This is a genomic window from Providencia rettgeri (genome assembly GCF_023205015.1).
Taxonomy (GTDB): domain Bacteria; phylum Pseudomonadota; class Gammaproteobacteria; order Enterobacterales; family Enterobacteriaceae; genus Providencia; species Providencia rettgeri_E.
The window spans coordinates 3,523,801-3,543,832 of the sequence record NZ_CP096258.1; the positions used below are offsets into that span (position 1 = coordinate 3,523,801).

Consider the following 20,032-nt stretch of genomic DNA (forward strand, 5'->3'; position numbering starts at 1 on the left):
TCCCCAGCTTATAAAAATTAGAAGCGAGAGAAATCATTAAAAAGTGCAAGTCCCATTAACAGAATCAATGCCATTGCACCTATCCGAAAACTAAAGTCTTGTACTCGCTCAGACACTGGACTTCCTTTAATTTTTTCAATTAATAAGAAGAGCAAGTGCCCCCCATCTAAAACAGGCAATGGAAACAGATTGATGATACCTAAATTGACACTAATAAGCGCAATAAACATCAAATAATATACCAAGCCTGACTCGGCGGATACCCCCGCACCTTTAGCGATAGATATCGGACCGCTCAAGTTATTGAGTTTGACATCCCCAACAACCAGTTTACCCATCATATTGACCGTCAACTTCATTAATTGCCACGTCTTATCACTGGCTTGGTAAAACGCAGAAAATGGCCCATATTGTTGCACCATTTTATATTCATCTGCTAACGGTAACACTGAAAGTTCTACACCTGCAAACCCAATTTTCTCCCCACGCTGTCCATTCTGGCTATCTGGGGTCAGTGTGAGTGAAATCAATTGTTGTGACCGCTGTACTTCAAGTTTTAACGGGACGCCTGGGTTATTACGAATAATGCGTGTAACTGGGTTCCAAAGACCTAATACTTCCCCATTAACACTGACTATTCTGTCGCCTTTCTGTAAGCCGGCTCGTTCACCAGCTAACCCTTGCGTCACCTTTTGGATAACGGGGTCAATCCTTGCAGAAACCGGCATTATACCTACCGACAAAATTGGATCTTGTTTCTCAGGATCAAGCTGCCAAGTCGTTAAATCAACTGTTTTTGTAATCGGCTCATTATAACCATTTGGTAATACTTGAGCTGTCAGTTCACGGTCGCCTATTTTGCCAACCAATGCTAAACGAACTGAATTCCAGTCAGGAGTTTCGATGCCATCAATGGATTTTAGTTCCATTTTTGGTTCAAAATTTGCAGTTGCCGCAATAGAACCTGGTTTTACGTCTTCAATGATAGGTTTTACGGAAGGAATACCTATCATAAAGACTATCCAATAGACAACAATTGCTAACAAAAAGTTCGCAATTGGCCCAGCACTAATAATGGCCGCTCGTTGACCTACAGTTTTATTATTAAACGCTTGATGGCGACGTTCAGGAGAGACGCTCCCCACTCGCTCATCAAGCATTTTGACATACCCCCCTAGCGGGATCATTGCCAAAACAAATTCAGTGCCATGTTTATCGACTTTGCGCCATAACGTTTTGCCAAACCCAATAGAGAAACGTTCAACATAAACACCACAACGACGAGCAACCCAGTAGTGGCCGAACTCGTGCACTGTAATTAACACGCCTATCGCGATAATAAATGCAACTAAACTCCAAATAAATCCCATGTATCTTCCTAAAGACCAAAACCGTTAAAAATTAACAAATTTAGCCCAGCAAAAACAGGAATTGCTGCTGTCAGGCTATCAATACGATCCAAGATACCGCCATGTCCAGGAATTAAGTGGCTACTATCTTTAATACCTGATTGGCGCTTAAACATACTTTCGGTTAAATCACCAAACACAGATACTATAACAACAATAATTGAAGTCACTAGCAAATAATCAGGCATCACAGGGATTGGCGCAAAGGCACTAAATAACCATGAAATTACCCCTGCAGTTATAAGGCCACCAATTAAACCTTCCCATGTTTTACCTGGTGATACCTTAGGGGCCATTTTGTTGCGTCCGATAGTTCGACCAAATGCATAAGCACCTGAATCCGCGCCCCAAACCAGCAACATGACATACAATAACCACCAAGCACCGAAGAATGTATCACTTTGATAACCAACGGTTCTTAAAACCATCATCCCACAATAGAACGGGATAATTGTTAACACACCAAATAGCAATCGAATAATGACGGACTTACCCCATGCTGCAGAAGCAGGATAGGTAACCACTAAAATAATGGCAATTCCCCACCAAATAAGGCCTGCCCATAGGCCATACAGGATCATAGGTTCAGTAGAAAACTGATTTATATCGGAAATAGAAAATTGCATTGCGAGTAATATTGCAGTAAAAACAACCGCTAAGCCTATACGCTTAGCTTGTGAATGCCAGCCGACAAATTGCGCCCATTCCCAAGCGCCTAAAGCACAAACCGCAATCACAACAAACCCAAAATTCGCTGGAGAAAGTAAAAACAGCGCTGCAATAACAATCGGTATTAAGACTATCGCAGTAAGCAAACGATATTTCAGCACATCTTTCCCCTATTCTTTGCCCTGTTCATCATCTGATTCAGCTCCACCATAACGGCGCTCACGCTGACTAAAAGCATCAACTGCACTTTGAAACACCATTTCATCAAAATCTGGCCACAAAACGTTGGTGAAATAAAATTCCGCATAAGCGACTTGCCATAAGAGGAAGTTGCTAATACGGTGCTCCCCCCCCGTTCTTATGACTAAATCGACATTCTCTTGGTCATGCATACAAATATGGTTATCAATACTTTCTTCATTGATGTCATCAATAGAAAGCTCACCACTTTGAACCTTTGCAAATACTTGTTTTACACTGTTACTAATATCCCAGCGGCCACCATAATTCGCAGCAATATTCAGTTTTAGCCCAGTATTGTTTTGCGTTAATGCTTCCGCCTTATCAATTCTTTTTCTGAGACGTTCACTAAAACGGTTCACATCACCAATGACTTTTAGTTTTACATTGTTTTTATGTAAGTTTTTAACTTCATTATCAAGAGCAAAAACAAAGAGTTCCATTAAAGAACTCACTTCTTTCTCTGGCCTTCTCCAGTTTTCACTACTAAAGGCATACAATGTCAGCGAACTAATTTTATTTTTTACCGCAAAGCGTACAGAATTACGGACAGACTCAACGCCTGCCTTATGACCTGAAATTCTAAGTTTCCCTCTTTGTTTCGCCCATCGGCCATTACCATCCATAATGATAGCAACATGCTTAGGCATCATTGAATCAGAGAGATTTTCACCACTAGAGTTCATTAAATATTAATCCTTGTGAGTACCACTTTGAGTATACAGACCAATAATAACTACTATTATTGAATTTGCTGATAAGACACATCCTTAAATCTCTAAGCGATACCATGTTGTTTTTCTTTTTTTAAACACGTCACATATTAAAGAGTTATTATGGCTATCAGCAACTAAATAAAACACATACCAGTTCTAAATTGTCTGAGCGATTATTTTTTCTGCATTTTTACGCGCCCATCCGTCGATTTCTAAGACCTCTTCAATCGAAACTGGTTCAGAAAAAACTTGGTTTTCTAATACATTGTGGTTGATTTTGGCGATATCCGTAAAGCGTATTTTACCTTCAAGAAATGCGGCAACGGTCATTTCATTAGCACCATTAAGTACAGTTGTCGCGGCTTGTCCTTGATGACAGGCATCGATTGCAAGCTTCAAGCAAGGATAACGTTGATAGTCAGGCTGAACAAACGTTAATGATGAAAGTGTTGCAAAATCAAGCGGTTTTGCGCCAGATACGATACGCTGGGGATAAGCCATGCTGTATGAAATCGGTGTACGCATATCTGGCGTCCCCAACTGGGCTATCACGCTACCATCTTGATACCGAACCATGGAATGAATAACAGATTGAGGATGGATAATCACTTCCATTTGCTCGGCGCTCGCATTAAAAAAATAGCAAGCCTCAATATATTCTAGCCCTTTATTCATCATTGTCGCTGAATCGACTGATATTTTTCGCCCCATTGACCAATTTGGGTGGTTACACGCTTCATCAGGTGTCACATTATCAAAATGCGATAACGGGGTATCCCTAAATGGGCCGCCTGAACCGGTTAATACGATGCTCGAAATACCCGATGCAGACAAATCAGAGAATCCTAAATTTAATTGAATAATTTCAGGTAAACTTTGGAAGATAGCATTATGCTCACTATCAATAGGAAACACAGTTGCATTGTGCTTGCGAATCTCATTAAAGAATAAACGGCCACTGGTAATTAAAGACTCTTTATTCGCTAATAATATTCTTTTACCTTTGCGTATTGCTGCTAAAGTAGGAAGTAAACCGGCAACCCCGGTAATTGCTGACATCACTTGGTCTGCATCATCAAGACCAGCAAGGTCAATTGCAGCTTGTTTTCCTGATAAAACTTCAGTTTTACAATTATTCTCTGTCAAAATAGTTTTTAACGCTTTTGCAGATGGTTCATCCGCCATTGAGGCATATTTCGGATTAAACTCAAGGCACTGTTTCGCCATTTCAGCGACATTCTTTCCTGCCACTAAAGCAATAATTTGAAATTTTTCGGGATTTTGGCGAACAACAGAAAGTGTATTGGTACCAATTGAACCTGTAGAACCCAGGATTGTCAGACGTTTCATAGTGATTGGTTACTCTGTATTAATTCAATACTGAGATTATATCAGCTTAATGATTAGAAAAGATTTATTAATAGATATGAAAATAATAAAGCCACGCTAGCGCACACTTTTACAGTTGTTTGCTTTGGTGGCTTTATTATCATGATGGATTAAAACTCCATCAGCTCCGCTTCTTTTTGCGCTAATGACTCATCAACTTTTTTGATGTAGTTATCAGTCAGCTTTTGGATATCATCCTGTGAACGGCGCTCATCATCTTCACTGATTTCTTTATCTTTCAGTAAAGCTTTTACTTTATCGTTAGCATCACGGCGCACGTTACGAACAGCAATACGACCTTGTTCTGCCTCACCACGAACCACTTTAATTAAGTCTTTACGACGCTCTTCCGTTAATGGAGGAAGAGGAACACGGATCACGGTACCCGCTGATGATGGGTTCAGACCTAAGTCAGATGCCATAATCGCTTTTTCAATCGCAGGTGACATGCTGCGGTCAAAAACAGAAATCGCTAATGTGCGTGAATCTTCAACAGTGACGTTTGCTAATTGGCGCAGAGGCGTTGCTGAACCATAATATTCAACAGTAATACCATCTAACAGACTTGGGGATGCACGGCCTGTACGAACTTTACTAATTTGGTTTTTGAATGCTTCAAGGCTCTTTTCCATACGGTCTTGAGCATCTTTTTGGATTTCATTAATCACGTTTTCAACCCTTAAGAACTGGTTATTAAAGGCCGCGATGCGGCCTCGCTTAAATAGTCTGAATTTATATGCTAGATAATACATTTAAACTCAGGTCATGTCTCTGAGTATTAATTGTGAGAAATCAGAGTTCCTTCATTTTCGCCCATAACCACGCGTCGTAAAGCGCCTGGCTTATTCATATTGAATACGCGAATCGGTAAGTTATGATCACGTGCTAATGTGAACGCAGCCAAGTCCATCACTTTAAGTTCACGCTCTAAAACTTCTTGGTAACTCAGATTTTCATAAAGGACCGCATCTGGGTCCTTAGCAGGGTCTGCTGAATACACACCATCAACTTTTGTCGCTTTTAATACAACATCCGCTTCAATTTCAATGCCACGTAGACACGCAGCAGAGTCTGTTGTAAAAAATGGGTTGCCTGTTCCTGCAGAAAAAATAACAACACGGCCGTGACGTAACAAGCTAATAGCTTCTGCCCAGCTATAGTTATCACAGACACCGTTAAGTGGAATTGCAGACATCAGTCTTGCATTCACATAGGCGCGATGTAATGCATCACGCATTGCGAGTCCGTTCATCACAGTTGCTAGCATTCCCATGTGGTCTCCGACAACACGGTTCATGCCTGCTTGTGCCAAACCAGCACCACGAAACAGGTTACCACCGCCAATAACGACACCGACCTGTATACCCAGTTCTATGAGTTCTTTGATTTCCTGAGCCATACGATCTAAAACGCTAGCATCGATACCAAAACCTTCTGCGCCTTGTAAGGCTTCGCCACTTAGCTTAAGCAGGATACGCTGATAAACGGGTTTTGCATTGGTTGCCATGGTGTTCTGTCCTAACAGAGATTTATTGGGGTAACATACGTAGAATTATAGAATTCTACATACCTAAATTTTTAATGAGTTTAAATACAATGTTTTTATACACAATGAATTCTAGCGCTATTTATGTAAGTGACATAAACATCGATGGGAATAGACGTATATAAAACAGAGCCGCCAATTGGCGGCCCTTAGTTGATTACTTGCTCATTGCAGCAACTTCTGCTGCAAAGTCAGTTTCAACTTTTTCGATACCTTCACCAACTTCAAAACGAAGGAAACCAGAAACTGTAGCACCTTTCTCTTTCAGTAAGTCACCAACAGATTTGCTTGGGTCCATTACGAAAGGCTGGCCAGTCAGAGAGATTTCGCCAGTGAATTTGTTCATGCGACCGATAACCATTTTTTCAGCGATTTCGCGTGGTTTACCCGATTGCATAGCGATGTCTAACTGGATTTGGTGCTCGTGAGCAACAACATCAGCAGGGACATCATCTGGAGTCACATATTCAGGTTTGCTTGCAGCGATGTGCATAGCAATGTGTTTCAGTAATTCTTCGTCAGCACCTTCAGCTGCAACTAAAACACCAATACGTGCACCGTGCAGGTAGCTACCTACTTGTGCGCCTTCCAGAATAGCAACGCGACGAATATTGATGTTTTCACCAATTTTCGCAACTAATGTTGTACGAGCTTCTTCGAATTTTGCTTTCAGCGCTTCGATATCCGCATTTTTGTCAGCGACAACAGAAGCTAAAACTTCTTTACCGAATGCTATGAAACCTGCATCTTTAGCAACGAAGTCAGTTTCGCAGTTCAGCTCAACCAGAGCACCTGTTTTACCACCGTTGAAAACTTCAGTCAGGATAACACCTTCAGCTGCAACGCGACCTGCTTTTTTAGCCGCTTTTGCTTGACCTGATTTACGCATGTTATCAATTGCTAATTCGATGTCGCCATTAGCTTCAACAAGTGCTTTTTTACATTCCATCATACCTGCGCCAGTACGTTCGCGCAGTTCTTTTACCAATGCAGCGGTAATTCCAGACATGTGATTTATTCCTCGATATTCCCCGTGGGAATATTCCCCACGTGGATAGTTCTGATTCATATATAAAAGGGGCCTAAATCAGGCCCCTTCTAACATATAGCAGTACCTGTATAGCAATACCTAAATAAGGGTTTAAACCTTATTATTCAGCTTCTACTAAGCTTTCTTCTGCTTGAACAGCCAGATCTTGTGAACGACCTTCACGAACGGTGCTTGCTACAGCGCCCAGATACAGTTTGATTGCACGGATTGCATCATCGTTACCAGGGATAACGAAGTCGATACCGTCTGGATCAGAGTTAGTATCAACGATAGCAAATACTGGGATACCCAAGTTGTTTGCTTCTTTAATAGCGATGTGTTCGTGGTCTGCATCGATAACGAACAGAGCGTCAGGTAAACCGCCCATATCTTTGATACCGCCTAAGCTGTTTTCTAACTTACCAAGTTCACGAGTACGCATCAGCGCTTCTTTCTTAGTCAGTTTGTCGAAAGTACCGTCTTGTGATTGAACTTCTAAATCTTTCAGACGTTTGATTGACTGACGAACGGTTTTCCAGTTAGTCAACATTCCGCCTAACCAACGGTGGTTAACGAAATACTGATCACAGCTGTTAGCAGCTTCTTGAACGGCTTCGCTTGCAGCACGTTTAGTACCGACAAACAGAATTTTGCCTTTACGAGAAGCAATTTTAGTCAACTCAGCCAGAGCTTCGTTGAACATTGGAACAGTTTTTTCCAGGTTGATGATATGAACTTTGTTACGCGCACCGAAAATGAAAGGTTTCATTTTTGGGTTCCAGTAACGAGTCTGGTGACCAAAGTGTACGCCTGCTTGTAACATATCGCGCATGGAAACAGTTGCCATTTAATACCTCTGTATTTAAGTAATTGGGGTTATGCCTCCACAAATCCCATGCTACCGACTCCAAAGCTGCGTTAAAACGCATAAGAGCACCCCGGCGCACGTGTCGATTTGTGTGTGTTATTACACAATTGAGTTTTAAGTTTCGCACATCCAAACTTTCATCATAAGCCACTTCATCTTGATGCCATAAAATGACACTTCGATGATGCTGATAAGAAATAATATGGATTGCCGGCGCGCTTTATACCATAAAACCAACTTAGAAGCCAACTTTTGTTGTTTTTTTCGTTCACAAAAATGCCTAAAAATGGATTTAATTTAAAGCGATTCGCCTGAGCAATATTTAACCATCACTCAGGCTAATTATAGTCACTTTTTGACAAGATAAAAAAGCCTTATTTTTATTATGCCATTCTCAATGGCCTTCGTGATTATTTTGCATTTTGTGCTATTAAAAGCTCAAAATGAACAAACTCCGTACCGTTCCTTATCTACTATGCAGCGACTTCGACTTTCGGATCCACTCGATAGCTAGTTGGCAGAAAATGTGGTGGCTGTTACCATATATCTTATCGAGGTAAAATGGGCTCCCTATTTTCCCCCCTCTTTTTAACATGCCATCAAATCAATGTTGGCATGAATGGACTAAATTCATGGCTATTATTATCAAAACTGAAGAAGATATTCAGAAAATGCGAGTTGCTGGTCGCTTAGCAGCAGAAGTATTAGAAATGATTGCACCGCACGTTGTGCCGGGTGTTAGTACAGGTGAATTAGACCGCCTATGTCATCAACACATTGTTGATGTGCAGAAAGCTATCCCTGCATGTTTGGATTATCACGGTTTTCCTAAATCTGTTTGTATTTCCGTGAATGATGTCATCTGCCACGGTATTCCTAGCGACGATAAAATTTTGAAAGATGGCGATATTGTCAATATCGATGTCACTGTTATTAAAGAGGGTTTCCATGGCGATACCTCCAAAATGTTTATCGTTGGTAAACCGACAATTCAAGGCGAACGCCTTTGCCAAGTCACCCTAGACAGCTTGTATTTAGCTATCCGTATGGTTAAACCGGGTATTCGCTTACGTACCCTGGGCAAAGCAATTCAAGAATTTGTCGAAAAACAAGATTTCTCAGTTGTGCGTGAATATTGCGGCCACGGCATTGGGCAAGGTTTCCATGAAGAGCCACAAGTTCTGCACTATGACGCTGATGACAGTGGCGTAGTCCTGCAAAAAGGGATGACTTTTACCATTGAGCCAATGGTCAACACGGGTGATCACCGCATTCGTACCATGAAAGATGGCTGGACAGTTAAAACCAAAGACCGCGGTTGGTCAGCGCAATATGAGCACACATTAGTCGTAACAGATAACGGCTGTGAAATACTCACACTCCGTAAAGAAGAAGAGCCCTTTATCTCTGCGGTATTAGTTAACGAATAATCTTCTTCTTAGAGCCTTTTTAATCGAAGGCTCTACCTCTGTTCATTTTTATCAAAAAACCGTAAGCTGGTAGCTAACCCCTATTGCTATCAATACGGAAAGATAAAGATGACAGCCAATTCAGCTTCCTACCTATCTCCGAATCAATTTAGTCCTCATGACCTCGAATTGAATTCATTAAGACAACATGTCGATGATTTCGACCAATGGTTGGAAGAGGCTTTCAACCAAGGTAAAAATGTTGCCGACCTTATTCACTTGCGAAGTGATTACCTTGATGCGTTACTAACTCGATTATGGCAATCTTTTAAATTTGATAAGCAGCCCGATATGTCACTGATCGCCGTTGGGGGTTATGGGCGCCATGAACTACATCCACTTTCTGACATTGATATTTTAGTTTTAAGTAAAAACCCCCTTCCAGAACACATCGCTAGCGAAATAGGGCAATTTATCACGCTCTTGTGGGATTTGCGGTTTGATATCGGCCACAGTGTTCGTTCCCTTGCTGAATGTATTGAAGCCGGAAATACGGATCTAACCACCGCAACTAACCTCATTGAATCACGGTTAATTTGTGGTGATGTCACTCTGTTTTTACGATTACAAAAAACCATTTTTAGCGATGGTTTTTGGCCTTCTGCCGTCTTTTTTGCCGCAAAAATTGAAGAGCAACAAGAGCGTCATCAACGCTTCCATAGCACCAGCTATAATTTAGAACCTGATATTAAAAGTAGCCCTGGGGGATTGCGAGATATCCATACCTTACTGTGGGTCGGACGACGCCATTTTGGTGCAACTACCGTCGATGAAATGGTAGGCTTTGGCTTTCTCACTGAAGAAGAGCGCCAAGAACTCAAAGAGTGCTTAATGTTTTTATGGAAAATTCGCTTTGCACTCCATTTAGTGGTGAAACGCCATGATAATCGACTGCTATTTGACCGCCAGTTTAGTGTGGCTCGCTTACTGGGTTATGAAGGCGAAAAAAACCAACCCGTTGAACGGATGATGAAAGATTTCTATCGCGTCACTCGCCGTGTTCGAGAACTTAATCAAATGTTATTGCAGTTATTTGATGAAGCTATTTTAACACTTAACCCCAACGAAAAGCCCCGCACTATTGATTCACTATTCCAATTACGCGGGTCATTGATTGACGTTATTGATGAAGAGTTATTTATTAAGCAGCCAGCCGCCATTTTAAAAATGTTTTATCAAATGGCTCGCTATCCAAATATTACAGGGATCTATTCCACCACATTGCGTCAGCTTCGTTATGCACGCCGCAACCTTTCAGTGCCACTATGCGAAATCCCTGAAGCCCGAAAACTGTTTATTAAAATTTTACGCCATCCCAGAGCAATCAAAGGGGCTTTTGTCCCTATGCACCTTCACAGTGTATTAAGTGCCTACACTCCATTATGGGGCAATATCGTTGGTCAAATGCAATTCGACCTATTTCATGCGTATACCGTTGATGAACACACGATCCGCGTACTGCAAAAAATTGATAGTTTTACATTAGAAGAAAACCGCCGAGATCACCCTCTTTGTGTCAGTGTTTACCCCAAGTTATTGCATCCCGAACTTTTACGATTAGCTGCGATTTTCCATGATATCGCTAAAGGCCGCTCAGGGGATCACTCTGATCTCGGCTCTGAGTTTGTTTATGATTTCGCCTTACTGCATGATTTTTCTGTCAAAGAAGCTGAATTGGCTTCCTGGTTGGTAAAAAATCACTTATTAATGTCAGTGACAGCTCAACGACGCGATATTCAGGACCCTGATATTATCAAGCAATTTGCAGGAGAAGTTAAAACCGTTTCACGGCTTAACTACTTGATGTGTTTAACAGTTGCAGATATTTGTGCCACAAATAGCACGCTATGGAATAGCTGGAAACAAAGTTTAATTCGTGAGCTATTTTTATCGACAGAACACCAGTTAAATCAAGGCATGCAAAGTACCCCTGACTTACGCGAACGCATTCGTCATCACCGTTATCAAGCTTTATCATTACTGCGCCAATCATCCATCGATGAAGAGAAACTACAAAACTTATGGTCTCGCTGCCATGCTGATTATTTTTTACGTCATACGCCATCCCAATTAGCATGGCATGCTAAGCACTTACTGGCCCACGACTTGAGCCAGCCATTGGTGTTAATCAGCACGCAACCTAAGCATGGCGGAACCGAAATTTTTATTTGGTGCCATGATAAACCCCATTTATTTGCAGCTGTTGCCAGCGAATTAGATCGGCGAAATTTAAGCATTCATAGCGCTCAAATTTTCACCAATAAAGACAATATGGCTATGGATACCTTCATCGTACTGGAACCTAACGGTAGCCCTCTATCCAAAGACAGATACGACCATATCCGAAAAATGTTGTTATTAGCCGTACAGCAACCTGAAATTTCACTGCCTAAGCCACGTACCTTACCGTCAAAATTACGTCACTTTACTGTGCCAACAAAAGTGAATTTCCTGCATTCCACTAACGAACGTCGCACTTATATGGAGCTGTTCGCTTTGGATCAACCGGGGTTATTGGCTCGTATCGGTCATATTTTTGCGCAAATGGAAATTTCGCTATATGGCGCACGCATCACGACAATTGGCGAAAAAGTAGAAGATTTCTTTGTCTTAGCAGATAAAGATCACAAGGCCTTGACTAAAAATATGCAACAAGAGTTATCAGAAAGGTTGACAGAAACCCTAAAATCGAAGGATAAAATATAGCGTCCATCACATTTTTATGGTGAACGTTCACTTTTAGGTCATTTAAGAGGAAAATACAATCAATGCAGCATTTACAAGCGATCATTGAACAAGCGTTCGAAGAGCGAGCCAATATCACACCAAATACCGTATCAAGTTCGGTAAAGCAAGCCGTGCTAGATACCATAGCATTACTCGACAACGGAAAATTACGTGTCGCTGAAAAAATTGCTGGTGTTTGGGTTACCCACCAATGGCTGAAAAAAGCAGTTTTATTATCATTTCGCATTCAAGATAACCAAGTCATTGACGGTGCAGAAAGCCGTTATTTCGATAAAGTCCCGATGAAATTTGCAGATTATGACCAAGCTCGCTTCGAGAAAGAAGGCTTCCGAGTTGTTCCCCCTGCCGCGGTACGTAAAGGCGCTTATATTGCTAAAAATAGCGTATTAATGCCGTCATATGTCAACATTGGTGCCTACGTTGATGAGGGCTCGATGGTGGATACGTGGGCAACCGTTGGCTCATGTGCACAGATTGGTAAAAACGTGCATTTATCTGGTGGTGTAGGGATCGGTGGTGTACTCGAACCATTACAAGCCAACCCAACGATTATTGAAGACAATTGCTTTATTGGTGCTCGTTCTGAAGTCGTTGAAGGGGTAATTGTTGAAGAGGGTTCCGTCATTTCAATGGGCGTTTATTTGGGGCAAAGCACCAAAATCTATGACCGTGAAACGGGTGAAATCCATTATGGCCGAGTCCCTGCTGGCTCCGTAGTTGTTTCGGGTAATCTACCATCTAAAGATGGTCGTTATAGCCTGTATTGTGCAGTCATTGTCAAGAAAGTCGATGAAAAAACCCGCGGTAAAGTAGGCATTAATGAATTATTACGAACCATTGATGAATAGTTAACCCTTTATAATCTCACGCCAAACCTGTTACTGGTTTTTATAATAAGCTTTTATAGTGAGCGACGGTAATTAGGTTAAAAAACCAAAGCTATCCCGAATCGCATACCCCCGTATGCAACTCGGGTGGCCATATCAGTGTTACCTTTTAATATTAGCGCATTAATTGCAAAGAGAAGTTTGTCAATTTCTACAAATCGCGCATAATATATCCGTGGCTTTTGCCGTTTACCTTTAATAAAACTGTATTATTTTATTTTTCATTATAATGATGCTGTTTGTGTAATAACATCATTCTATCTATCATCCAAACGAGTGGAATAGATAACTTATTAACGAGAAATAGACCGATATTGTTACGGCCTGCTCACACTATCACTTTGTTTACCGACTCTGTCTCTACAGTAAAGCGAGCTAACATGTACGATAATTTGAAAAGTTTAGGCATCAGTAACCCTCAAGACATCGACCGCTACACCTTACGCCAAGAAGCGAATAATGACATTTTAAAAATATATTTTCGCAAAGATAAAGGTGAGTTTTTCGCTAAAAGTGTAAAATTCAAATACCCACGCCAGCGTAAAACTATTGCTGACGGTAATAATAATTTCAAAGAAATTAATGAAATTAACACTAACCTGCGTTATGCCATCGAAGAACTAGACCAAATTTGCCAAACAGATCAAACTGATATTGATTTAAAACACAAAATTCTTGATGACTTACGCCATCTTGAACACGTGGTTTCAAATAAGATCGCAGAAATTGAAGCGGATCTAGAAAAACTGACCCGTAAATAATTTACAGGTGAAATGATTAATTTACTGCGCCGTAGCACTGCCAATATTTATCATTAATATAGGTAATACTACGGTGCAGACATTTTTTAGAGCAGCTCTGCCCACGCTTCAACCCAAGGCTTAGCAAACTCCTCAGGAACATCCACCTCAATTGCATCAATAAATAAAATATCACCAATACGGGTCGCTGATTGTTCAGCTAACAACTCATCAAAACGAATACCGGCCCCACAAAAGCTTTCATAGCTGCTATCACCTAAAGCAATTAAGCCATAACGCAAGTCAGGTTGATAACCGACAACATCTTTGATTTCACTATATAACGGAGCGATAGTGTCCGGTAAATCTCCTTGCCCTGTCGACGAGGTAACAATAAGCGCAATTTCATTGCCTGAATTATAAAGTTGCCAATCGTTCAAGGTGGGCTCATCAAAAACAACCACTTCATGCCCTAGCTGCTCTAAAATTTCTTGTGCTGTTTCTGCAACAGCTAAAGAGTTACCGTAGACAGTTCCAACAAAAATGCCTATTTTTGACATAACTTTCCCTCTATTTTATAGTTAACTTGATGAGTTAATAACGTTTATCCCTAATTTTTCAACTTTGCCTGACCATCCAAATTGCTCAATTAATGACAACCATTGTGTATCCCATGTGGCAACCAACGATATATTTTCTTTTGTTATTGGATGGTTTAAATTTAATACGCTGGCATGTAACATCAAGCGCGATACTGAAAAATGCGTATTCACGCCTCTATTTTGGCGTAAGTCGCCATGCTTGCTATCTCCAATAATAGGATGGCGAAGGTGAGACATATGCCTTCTCAATTGATGTTTACGACCAGTTTCAGGTTTTAATTCAACCAAACTAAATCTTGATGTTTCATATCGCCCAATCGCAATGGGACATTCAACTGTTGCTATCGGTTTACAGTGGGTAACACACTCCTGCAAAACAGGCTCACGTGATGCATGCTTATCCGCAATTTTATCTAACTCTTCTAACAACGGATAATCGATGGTTTGCTCTTCAGTTAAATAGCCACGAACAATGGCATGATACACTTTTTCTAACTGATGGTTTTCAAATTGAGCCGACAACAGCCTTGCAACCTCACTCGATAATGCAAAAAGTAATATACCTGAGGTTGGCCTATCTAAGCGATGAATGGGATAAACATACTGGCCAATTTGGTCACGTAATGTTTGCATCGCAAAGACGGTTTCTTTACTGTCCAGCCAACTGCGATGCACTAGCATCCCCGCGGGCTTATTCACAGCCACCATATACTCATCGTGATAAATAATTTCCAGCATCAATAAATTACCCGTGGGTCTTTGTTGAGAAAAAACCATCTAATTCACGCAAATAATCAATAATTAGGGTGTATTGTTCTTCTTCATCATGCTTATAAGCTTCTTCAAAATAAGGAGCAACCGCAAAGTTAGTTGGCAGCGTCGCCCCTTGCTCAATTAACATTTGCAGGCGGGGGATCAAAATCCACTGTAGCCACTCTATCGCCTCCATCGTGTCAATACAAAAAGGCTCTACACTATTAAAAGCGTCTGGCAAAGGCGGTTGCTCCCTCCAAAGAGATTTTAATTTCATTTCCTCTTCTAAGTGACGAAGCTTCTCAATGATACGTTGTTCAATATTCATACTTAAACTCATTTAGTAATAGCAATGGCAAATATACGATATTTTGTATAACAATTCTGTCGAATAAATGGGGTTAAAAATGAGTAAATACAAGCTGATTCATTTTCCTTATCTATAATTATTATCGCGACCATTAAGCTAACAACTCATTTAATAAATTCTGTTTATGTTTCGTTGCAGATAACACATGTAAAATTAAATGTTTTATCAATTTAGAACTTACAAAATAATTAACAGCAAAATGGTTTATTTATGGGACGACTAAAACAGTGGCGCAAGGAAAATAAAGTCTGGAAAGCTTTAAACTCTAACTATATTGAATTAAAAAGAAAAATACGCATTTCAAAGCTACCTTCGTCACAATATCAGCATTATCAATTTATGTGTCAAAACTACCGTAGTGCTCAGTTTTCTTCCGTTATTGAAGGCGTTCCTCACTTCATTGAGCGCCCAATCAATAAATACCTACATAAAAATTGGAATGGAAAACAAAAATTATTAACTGCCAGCTACACGCTAAATTTAATTGAAACCACATTTAAACCTGAAGCGCTTGAAGCGATGTTTTGTGCTAAGCGCCAAGGGCTTAATGTAGCCAACATTGAATTAAAATCAGGAGAATTTGCTCAATTAACATTGATTTATTCTCAATATCCTCGGGAAGGTGATCTCACCTTACACTTGAGAAATGAAACGGGTGACGATATTTATTTAATGAGTTTTTCCTTTGGCCCTGAAGGACAATTGTATGTGTGCTCTTTACAAGGCCCTTCCACTGAACAAAGTGTCGACCAAGTTAGGTTGATAACTAAGCAGATGCACGGAATGAGACCGAAAAACTTATTAATGTCCGCGGTTTATGCAGTAGCAACCTTCTTTCAGGCCAAATCAATATTAGGGATTTCAAACCAGTGCCATATTAAGAGCCAGCATTTGAAATCAAGCTACGATACGTTTTGGCAAGAATGTAGTGCAACGAAAACACCTGATGGTTGGTTCCAATTACCCATTCAAGAACCAGTACGAGACATTGAGTCAGTGAAAAGCCAGCGTCGTGCTGAATTTCGCCGCCGAGAAGCACTACGCGATACCATGACCCAAGATATTATTGCCTCGTTAACCGAAAACTCAACTAGGACAATGCATTGATTTTTAACAAGTTAAATTACCATTGATACTTTTCTACCTCTCTACTGTAATAAACGCATAACTAAAAAAGCCAGTCAACCGAAGCTGACTGGCTCATACTTTAAAATTTACGCATCCTGCAAATGACTTCCCGTCATTCAACATCCTGTTGATTAAAACAAATTTATAGATTCGTCACCTAGTCGCGTTCCATCGCTTTGTTTTAAACAATTTTTACACCTTATATTAAGCATTAAGGTATAAAAAGCTAAACGAGTTTACCCTGTCCAGCGAGATAAGAATGCATTAAATGTATTAATGAAACAACCTAGCAAAATAAACAATAATACGGTGAAAACACCTACAAATCACAATCCAGATAGTAACGCCATGAAATTAAAAGTTAAATAATTATCATTACAATATAAAGATCGTTTTTTAAGAGATGACTTAGCTCAATTGTAGGCATTTACTTACATAAACTCACTTCAAAATACTTACCCCTGAGGTTCAATGACAACCACTAGTTCATCGAGAAAACTTGTTAAATTCGAAGAAAGTACACGCCTTTCCTGACTACCAAATTTTTCTAATATAATTTCCCCCGTGAGATTACACATTGAAATCATTTCAATCTCTGATTCTAAAGTCGCAATGAACAGCGTGGGGGATAGTTTTAAGCGCTTCTGAGTGACTAAATGGCCAATTAAATTTTCTTGCAAACGGATGAAATCATCTTCATTCCATACCTGCACTAAACTCAGCGTAATATCTCGAAATGTGGCTTTCATATCACCAGCAAGTTGTGTCGTATAAAAAGCATGGATGTCATCTTGTAAATTGATTTCCAATGCTGTCGCGACTTTGTCTAAGTTCGCATCCTTTATTGGGAATGGCTGAGGCTCCCAATAAACCCAGTTTTCACCTGTACGGACAATACATGGAGATGGAACACCATAGAGATCTGTTGAGGCAGGAGGTAAACCCGTTTGTTGGTGCCACTGCGAAATATATTTGTGAGTAAAATTTTGTAGAGCGACAGAGTGTGATGTATTCATAGTTATGCGTTTTTTGTAGCCAATTTAAAGAGAAAGGCGTCAATGTAGTAGATAAATGGTATTATGACAGAAGTTTGCAAATGAAGAAAACATCCCAATTTTTTACCTGTAAGCCTCATTTTAAGTTTATGAAGTATAAGGACCCCTATGTCACACTACCAGAATAATCCCGCACTTAATAATTTAACACTTGGGAAGAAAACGACGTACCATGACCGATATGATGCCACATTATTGCAAGCCGTCCCTCGTAGTTTAAATCGAGATCCTTTAGCCATTCACGCTAAGGCGCTTCCGTTTCACGGTGCCGATATTTGGACAATGTATGAGCTTTCATGGCTAAATCAGCGTGGTGTTCCTCAGGTAGCAATAGGTTCGGTTAGTGTTGATGCAAATAGCGAAAATTTAATTGAATCAAAAAGTTTTAAGCTTTATCTAAACAGTTTTAACCAAACACGTTTTGAAACTTGGGAAAATGTGCGAAGCGCTTTGCAAAATGATTTAAGCCACTGTGCTAATGGCCAAGTAAGCGTTACACTCCATAAATTAGCCCATTTTTCTCATCAACCTATCCAGCCATTACTTGGCGAATGTATTGATGAGCAAGAAATTGATATTGATAATTATGAGTTTAATCGAGACTATTTGGCGAATTGTACCCAGCAACAGGTTGTCGACGAAACGTTAGTAAGCCATTTATTAAAATCAAACTGCTTAATTACCAATCAACCTGACTGGGGCTCTGTGCAAATCCACTATCGTGGGCCAAAAATTGATCGCGAAGCTTTATTGCGTTATTTAGTTTCATTTCGTCATCATAATGAATTTCACGAACAGTGCGTTGAACGCATTTTCACTGACATTATGCAATTGTGTAAACCTGAAAAATTAAGTGTTTACGCACGCTATACTCGCCGTGGAGGGCTTGATATAAACCCATGGCGTAGTAATGAAGAATTTAAGCCTGAATTAGGTCGTTTATCACGGCAATAAGTGACATATAGTTGAAAAATAAATGTAATTAATGCATTTACAGTACAATCACATATCAAGAACCCATTGGGTAAAGGAGTACTACTTGATTACTCACATCAGTCCATTAGGATCTATGGATCTACTCTCTCAACTTGAAGTTGATATGCTAAAACGCACGGCCAGTAGCGATTTGTACCAATTATTTAGGAATTGCTCTTTAGCCGTTTTGCATTCAGGCAGCTTAACCGATAGCAGTAAAGAGCTTTTAGAAAAAAGTAAAGATTTTGATATCAACGTATTACGTCGTGAGCGCGGCGTTAAGCTCGAACTTATCGAGCCACCAGAAAAAGCCTTCGTTGATGGTAAAATCATCCGCACCTTACAAGCAAACCTGTTTGCCGTATTACGTGACATTTTATTCGTACATGCGCAAATTACACATGCCAAAGAGCGATTTAATCTAGACCTCGAAAATGGCACCCACATCACCAACATGATTTTCTCCATCTTGCGTAATGCTCGCGCACTGCACATTGATGAAGACCCAAGTATGATTGTTTGCTGGGGTGGCCACTCAATTAATGAAATTGAATACCTATATGGTCGTAAGGTCGGTAACGAACTTGGCTTACGTGAACTCAATATCTGTACAGGTTGTGGTCCCGGAGCTATGGAAGCACCAATGAAAGGTGCTGCTGTTGGCCATGCCCAACAACAATACAAAAATAGCCGTTTTATCGGCTTAACTGAACCTTCAATTATTGCGGCTGAGCCACCAAACCCATTAGTGAACGAGCTCATCATTATGCCTGATATCGAAAAACGTTTAGAGGCATTCGTTCGATTAGGTCATGGGATTATTATCTTCCCTGGCGGTGTCGGTACAGCTGAAGAGTTGCTTTATTTACTTGGTATCTTGATGGATCCAGCTAACAGTGAACAAGTTCTGCCATTGATTTTAACGGGTCCAAAAGAAAGTGCTGAATACTTTGAAGTATTAGACGATTTTATTCGTCACACTTTAGGTGATGAAGCCAGCAAGCATTACCAAATTATTATTGATGATGCTCCAGAAGTTGCTCGTGTGATGAAACGTAGCATGCCACAAGTTAAAGAAAATCGCCGTAGCACTGGTGATGCCTATAGCTTCAACTGGTCGATCAAAATTGCTCACGATTTACAGCATCCATTCGAACCAACGCATGAAAATATGGCGTCACTGAACCTACACCCAGGACAAGCACCTGAAAAATTGGCTTCAGATTTACGTCGTGCTTTCTCCGGTATTGTCGCTGGTAACGTGAAAGAAGTTGGTATGAAAGCCATCGAAAAACATGGCCCATTCAAAATTCACGGTGATAGTGAGCTAATGAAGCGTATGGATGTGTTATTACAAGGCTTCGTTGAACAACATCGTATGAAATTACCGGGTGGTACTGCATACGAACCTTGCTATGAAATCGTGAAATAAATAATG

The 20,032-nt window shown here is 40.4% G+C and carries 19 protein-coding genes; 7 read left to right on the top strand and 12 right to left on the bottom strand.

Annotated elements, in window-relative coordinates:
* Positions 1-17: 17 nt before the first annotated feature.
* The 8 genes from rseP to rpsB all read right to left on the bottom strand — a co-directional run bounded on the left by rseP (position 18) and on the right by rpsB (position 7,846).
* Entirely contained in the window at positions 18-1,370 is a 1,353-nt protein-coding gene (rseP, locus tag M0M83_RS16005; protein ID WP_102139932.1) for a sigma E protease regulator RseP, read from the bottom strand.
* Between the two features lie 8 nt (positions 1,371-1,378).
* Positions 1,379-2,239 carry a phosphatidate cytidylyltransferase gene (gene cdsA, locus M0M83_RS16010; RefSeq protein WP_125890286.1) on the bottom strand — a complete coding sequence of 287 codons (861 nt, stop codon included), beginning with the start codon at positions 2,237-2,239 and terminating at the stop codon, positions 1,379-1,381.
* A gap of 9 nt (positions 2,240-2,248) precedes the next feature.
* Positions 2,249-3,004, bottom strand: coding sequence for a polyprenyl diphosphate synthase (uppS, locus tag M0M83_RS16015; protein ID WP_248466936.1), 756 nt, complete (start codon positions 3,002-3,004; stop codon positions 2,249-2,251).
* Between the two features lie 186 nt (positions 3,005-3,190).
* A complete protein-coding gene (gene ispC, locus M0M83_RS16020; protein ID WP_125890288.1) occupies positions 3,191-4,384 on the bottom strand; it encodes a 1-deoxy-D-xylulose-5-phosphate reductoisomerase in 1,194 nt (397 codons plus the stop codon).
* A gap of 149 nt (positions 4,385-4,533) precedes the next feature.
* The gene (frr, locus tag M0M83_RS16025) at positions 4,534-5,091 is read right to left on the bottom strand and encodes a ribosome recycling factor (protein ID WP_125890289.1); all 558 of its coding nucleotides are present in this window, start codon (positions 5,089-5,091) and stop codon (positions 4,534-4,536) included.
* 110 nt (positions 5,092-5,201) lie between these two features.
* Positions 5,202-5,930: a UMP kinase gene (pyrH, locus tag M0M83_RS16030; protein ID WP_004257499.1), complete on the bottom strand. Its 729-nt coding sequence runs from the start codon at positions 5,928-5,930 to the stop codon at positions 5,202-5,204.
* Positions 5,931-6,126: 196 nt separating this feature from the next.
* Complete coding sequence (tsf, locus tag M0M83_RS16035; RefSeq protein WP_213913023.1) at positions 6,127-6,978, bottom strand: translation elongation factor Ts; 852 nt, start codon at positions 6,976-6,978, stop codon at positions 6,127-6,129.
* 142 nt (positions 6,979-7,120) lie between these two features.
* Positions 7,121-7,846, bottom strand: coding sequence for a 30S ribosomal protein S2 (gene rpsB, locus M0M83_RS16040; protein ID WP_004257504.1), 726 nt, complete (start codon positions 7,844-7,846; stop codon positions 7,121-7,123).
* 653 nt (positions 7,847-8,499) lie between these two features.
* Between rpsB and map the strand changes: the two genes are divergently transcribed.
* The 4 genes from map to M0M83_RS16060 all read left to right on the top strand — a co-directional run bounded on the left by map (position 8,500) and on the right by M0M83_RS16060 (position 13,732).
* Positions 8,500-9,297, top strand: a complete 798-nt coding sequence (gene map / locus M0M83_RS16045; protein ID WP_166264459.1) for a type I methionyl aminopeptidase — start codon at positions 8,500-8,502, stop codon at positions 9,295-9,297.
* A 108-nt stretch (positions 9,298-9,405) separates the two neighbouring features.
* Positions 9,406-12,042 (top strand): bifunctional uridylyltransferase/uridylyl-removing protein GlnD, encoded by a 2,637-nt coding sequence (glnD, locus tag M0M83_RS16050; RefSeq protein WP_248466937.1) that lies wholly within the window; start codon positions 9,406-9,408, stop codon positions 12,040-12,042.
* 62 nt (positions 12,043-12,104) lie between these two features.
* Complete coding sequence (dapD, locus tag M0M83_RS16055) at positions 12,105-12,932, top strand: 2,3,4,5-tetrahydropyridine-2,6-dicarboxylate N-succinyltransferase (RefSeq protein WP_213913025.1); 828 nt, start codon at positions 12,105-12,107, stop codon at positions 12,930-12,932.
* Between the two features lie 419 nt (positions 12,933-13,351).
* Positions 13,352-13,732 carry a DUF3461 family protein gene (locus tag M0M83_RS16060; protein WP_004908747.1) on the top strand — a complete coding sequence of 127 codons (381 nt, stop codon included), beginning with the start codon at positions 13,352-13,354 and terminating at the stop codon, positions 13,730-13,732.
* 86 nt (positions 13,733-13,818) lie between these two features.
* On the opposite strand, the gene M0M83_RS16065 is transcribed toward M0M83_RS16060, so the two are convergent.
* From M0M83_RS16065 to M0M83_RS16075, 3 genes are read right to left on the bottom strand one after another with little or no spacing between them, the layout of a single operon-like run.
* The gene (locus M0M83_RS16065) at positions 13,819-14,271 is read right to left on the bottom strand and encodes a flavodoxin (protein ID WP_248466938.1); all 453 of its coding nucleotides are present in this window, start codon (positions 14,269-14,271) and stop codon (positions 13,819-13,821) included.
* A 21-nt stretch (positions 14,272-14,292) separates the two neighbouring features.
* The gene (gene truC, locus M0M83_RS16070; protein ID WP_248466939.1) at positions 14,293-15,051 is read right to left on the bottom strand and encodes a tRNA pseudouridine(65) synthase TruC; all 759 of its coding nucleotides are present in this window, start codon (positions 15,049-15,051) and stop codon (positions 14,293-14,295) included.
* A gap of 7 nt (positions 15,052-15,058) precedes the next feature.
* Positions 15,059-15,394 carry a YqcC family protein gene (locus M0M83_RS16075; RefSeq protein WP_125890295.1) on the bottom strand — a complete coding sequence of 112 codons (336 nt, stop codon included), beginning with the start codon at positions 15,392-15,394 and terminating at the stop codon, positions 15,059-15,061.
* Between the two features lie 252 nt (positions 15,395-15,646).
* Here M0M83_RS16075 and M0M83_RS16080 point away from each other — a divergent pair, with 252 nt between their 5' ends.
* Positions 15,647-16,543: a DUF535 family protein gene (locus M0M83_RS16080; protein WP_248466940.1), complete on the top strand. Its 897-nt coding sequence runs from the start codon at positions 15,647-15,649 to the stop codon at positions 16,541-16,543.
* Positions 16,544-17,019: 476 nt separating this feature from the next.
* Here M0M83_RS16080 and syd read toward each other — a convergent pair whose 3' ends face one another.
* A complete protein-coding gene (gene syd, locus M0M83_RS16085) occupies positions 17,020-17,580 on the bottom strand; it encodes a SecY-interacting protein (protein ID WP_213913029.1) in 561 nt (186 codons plus the stop codon).
* A 147-nt stretch (positions 17,581-17,727) separates the two neighbouring features.
* On the opposite strand from syd, the gene queF reads away from it, so the two are divergent.
* Both queF and ppnN read left to right on the top strand, forming a co-directional pair.
* Positions 17,728-18,573, top strand: coding sequence for an NADPH-dependent 7-cyano-7-deazaguanine reductase QueF (queF, locus tag M0M83_RS16090; RefSeq protein ID WP_213913030.1), 846 nt, complete (start codon positions 17,728-17,730; stop codon positions 18,571-18,573).
* An 85-nt stretch (positions 18,574-18,658) separates the two neighbouring features.
* Positions 18,659-20,026, top strand: coding sequence for a nucleotide 5'-monophosphate nucleosidase PpnN (gene ppnN, locus M0M83_RS16095; protein ID WP_102139946.1), 1,368 nt, complete (start codon positions 18,659-18,661; stop codon positions 20,024-20,026).
* The last annotated feature ends 6 nt before the right edge of the window (positions 20,027-20,032 follow it).

What these genes read in the sequence shown, in the direction of transcription:
- tsf (WP_213913023.1), bottom strand. Translation starts at nt 6,978, where the DNA reads ATGTCTGGAATTACCGCTGCATTGGTAAAAGAACTGCGCGAACGTACT.
- map (WP_166264459.1), top strand. Translation starts at nt 8,500, where the DNA reads ATGGCTATTATTATCAAAACTGAAGAAGATATTCAGAAAATGCGAGTT.
- M0M83_RS16065 (WP_248466938.1), bottom strand. Translation starts at nt 14,271, where the DNA reads ATGTCAAAAATAGGCATTTTTGTTGGAACTGTCTACGGTAACTCTTTA.
- truC (WP_248466939.1), bottom strand. Translation starts at nt 15,051, where the DNA reads ATGCTGGAAATTATTTATCACGATGAGTATATGGTGGCTGTGAATAAG.
- rpsB (WP_004257504.1), bottom strand. Translation starts at nt 7,846, where the DNA reads ATGGCAACTGTTTCCATGCGCGATATGTTACAAGCAGGCGTACACTTT.
- uppS (WP_248466936.1), bottom strand. Translation starts at nt 3,004, where the DNA reads ATGAACTCTAGTGGTGAAAATCTCTCTGATTCAATGATGCCTAAGCAT.
- M0M83_RS16075 (WP_125890295.1), bottom strand. Translation starts at nt 15,394, where the DNA reads ATGAATATTGAACAACGTATCATTGAGAAGCTTCGTCACTTAGAAGAG.
- M0M83_RS16080 (WP_248466940.1), top strand. Translation starts at nt 15,647, where the DNA reads ATGGGACGACTAAAACAGTGGCGCAAGGAAAATAAAGTCTGGAAAGCT.
- M0M83_RS16060 (WP_004908747.1), top strand. Translation starts at nt 13,352, where the DNA reads ATGTACGATAATTTGAAAAGTTTAGGCATCAGTAACCCTCAAGACATC.
- glnD (WP_248466937.1), top strand. Translation starts at nt 9,406, where the DNA reads ATGACAGCCAATTCAGCTTCCTACCTATCTCCGAATCAATTTAGTCCT.
- queF (WP_213913030.1), top strand. Translation starts at nt 17,728, where the DNA reads ATGTCACACTACCAGAATAATCCCGCACTTAATAATTTAACACTTGGG.
- pyrH (WP_004257499.1), bottom strand. Translation starts at nt 5,930, where the DNA reads ATGGCAACCAATGCAAAACCCGTTTATCAGCGTATCCTGCTTAAGCTA.
- syd (WP_213913029.1), bottom strand. Translation starts at nt 17,580, where the DNA reads ATGAATACATCACACTCTGTCGCTCTACAAAATTTTACTCACAAATAT.
- dapD (WP_213913025.1), top strand. Translation starts at nt 12,105, where the DNA reads ATGCAGCATTTACAAGCGATCATTGAACAAGCGTTCGAAGAGCGAGCC.
- rseP (WP_102139932.1), bottom strand. Translation starts at nt 1,370, where the DNA reads ATGGGATTTATTTGGAGTTTAGTTGCATTTATTATCGCGATAGGCGTG.
- ispC (WP_125890288.1), bottom strand. Translation starts at nt 4,384, where the DNA reads ATGAAACGTCTGACAATCCTGGGTTCTACAGGTTCAATTGGTACCAAT.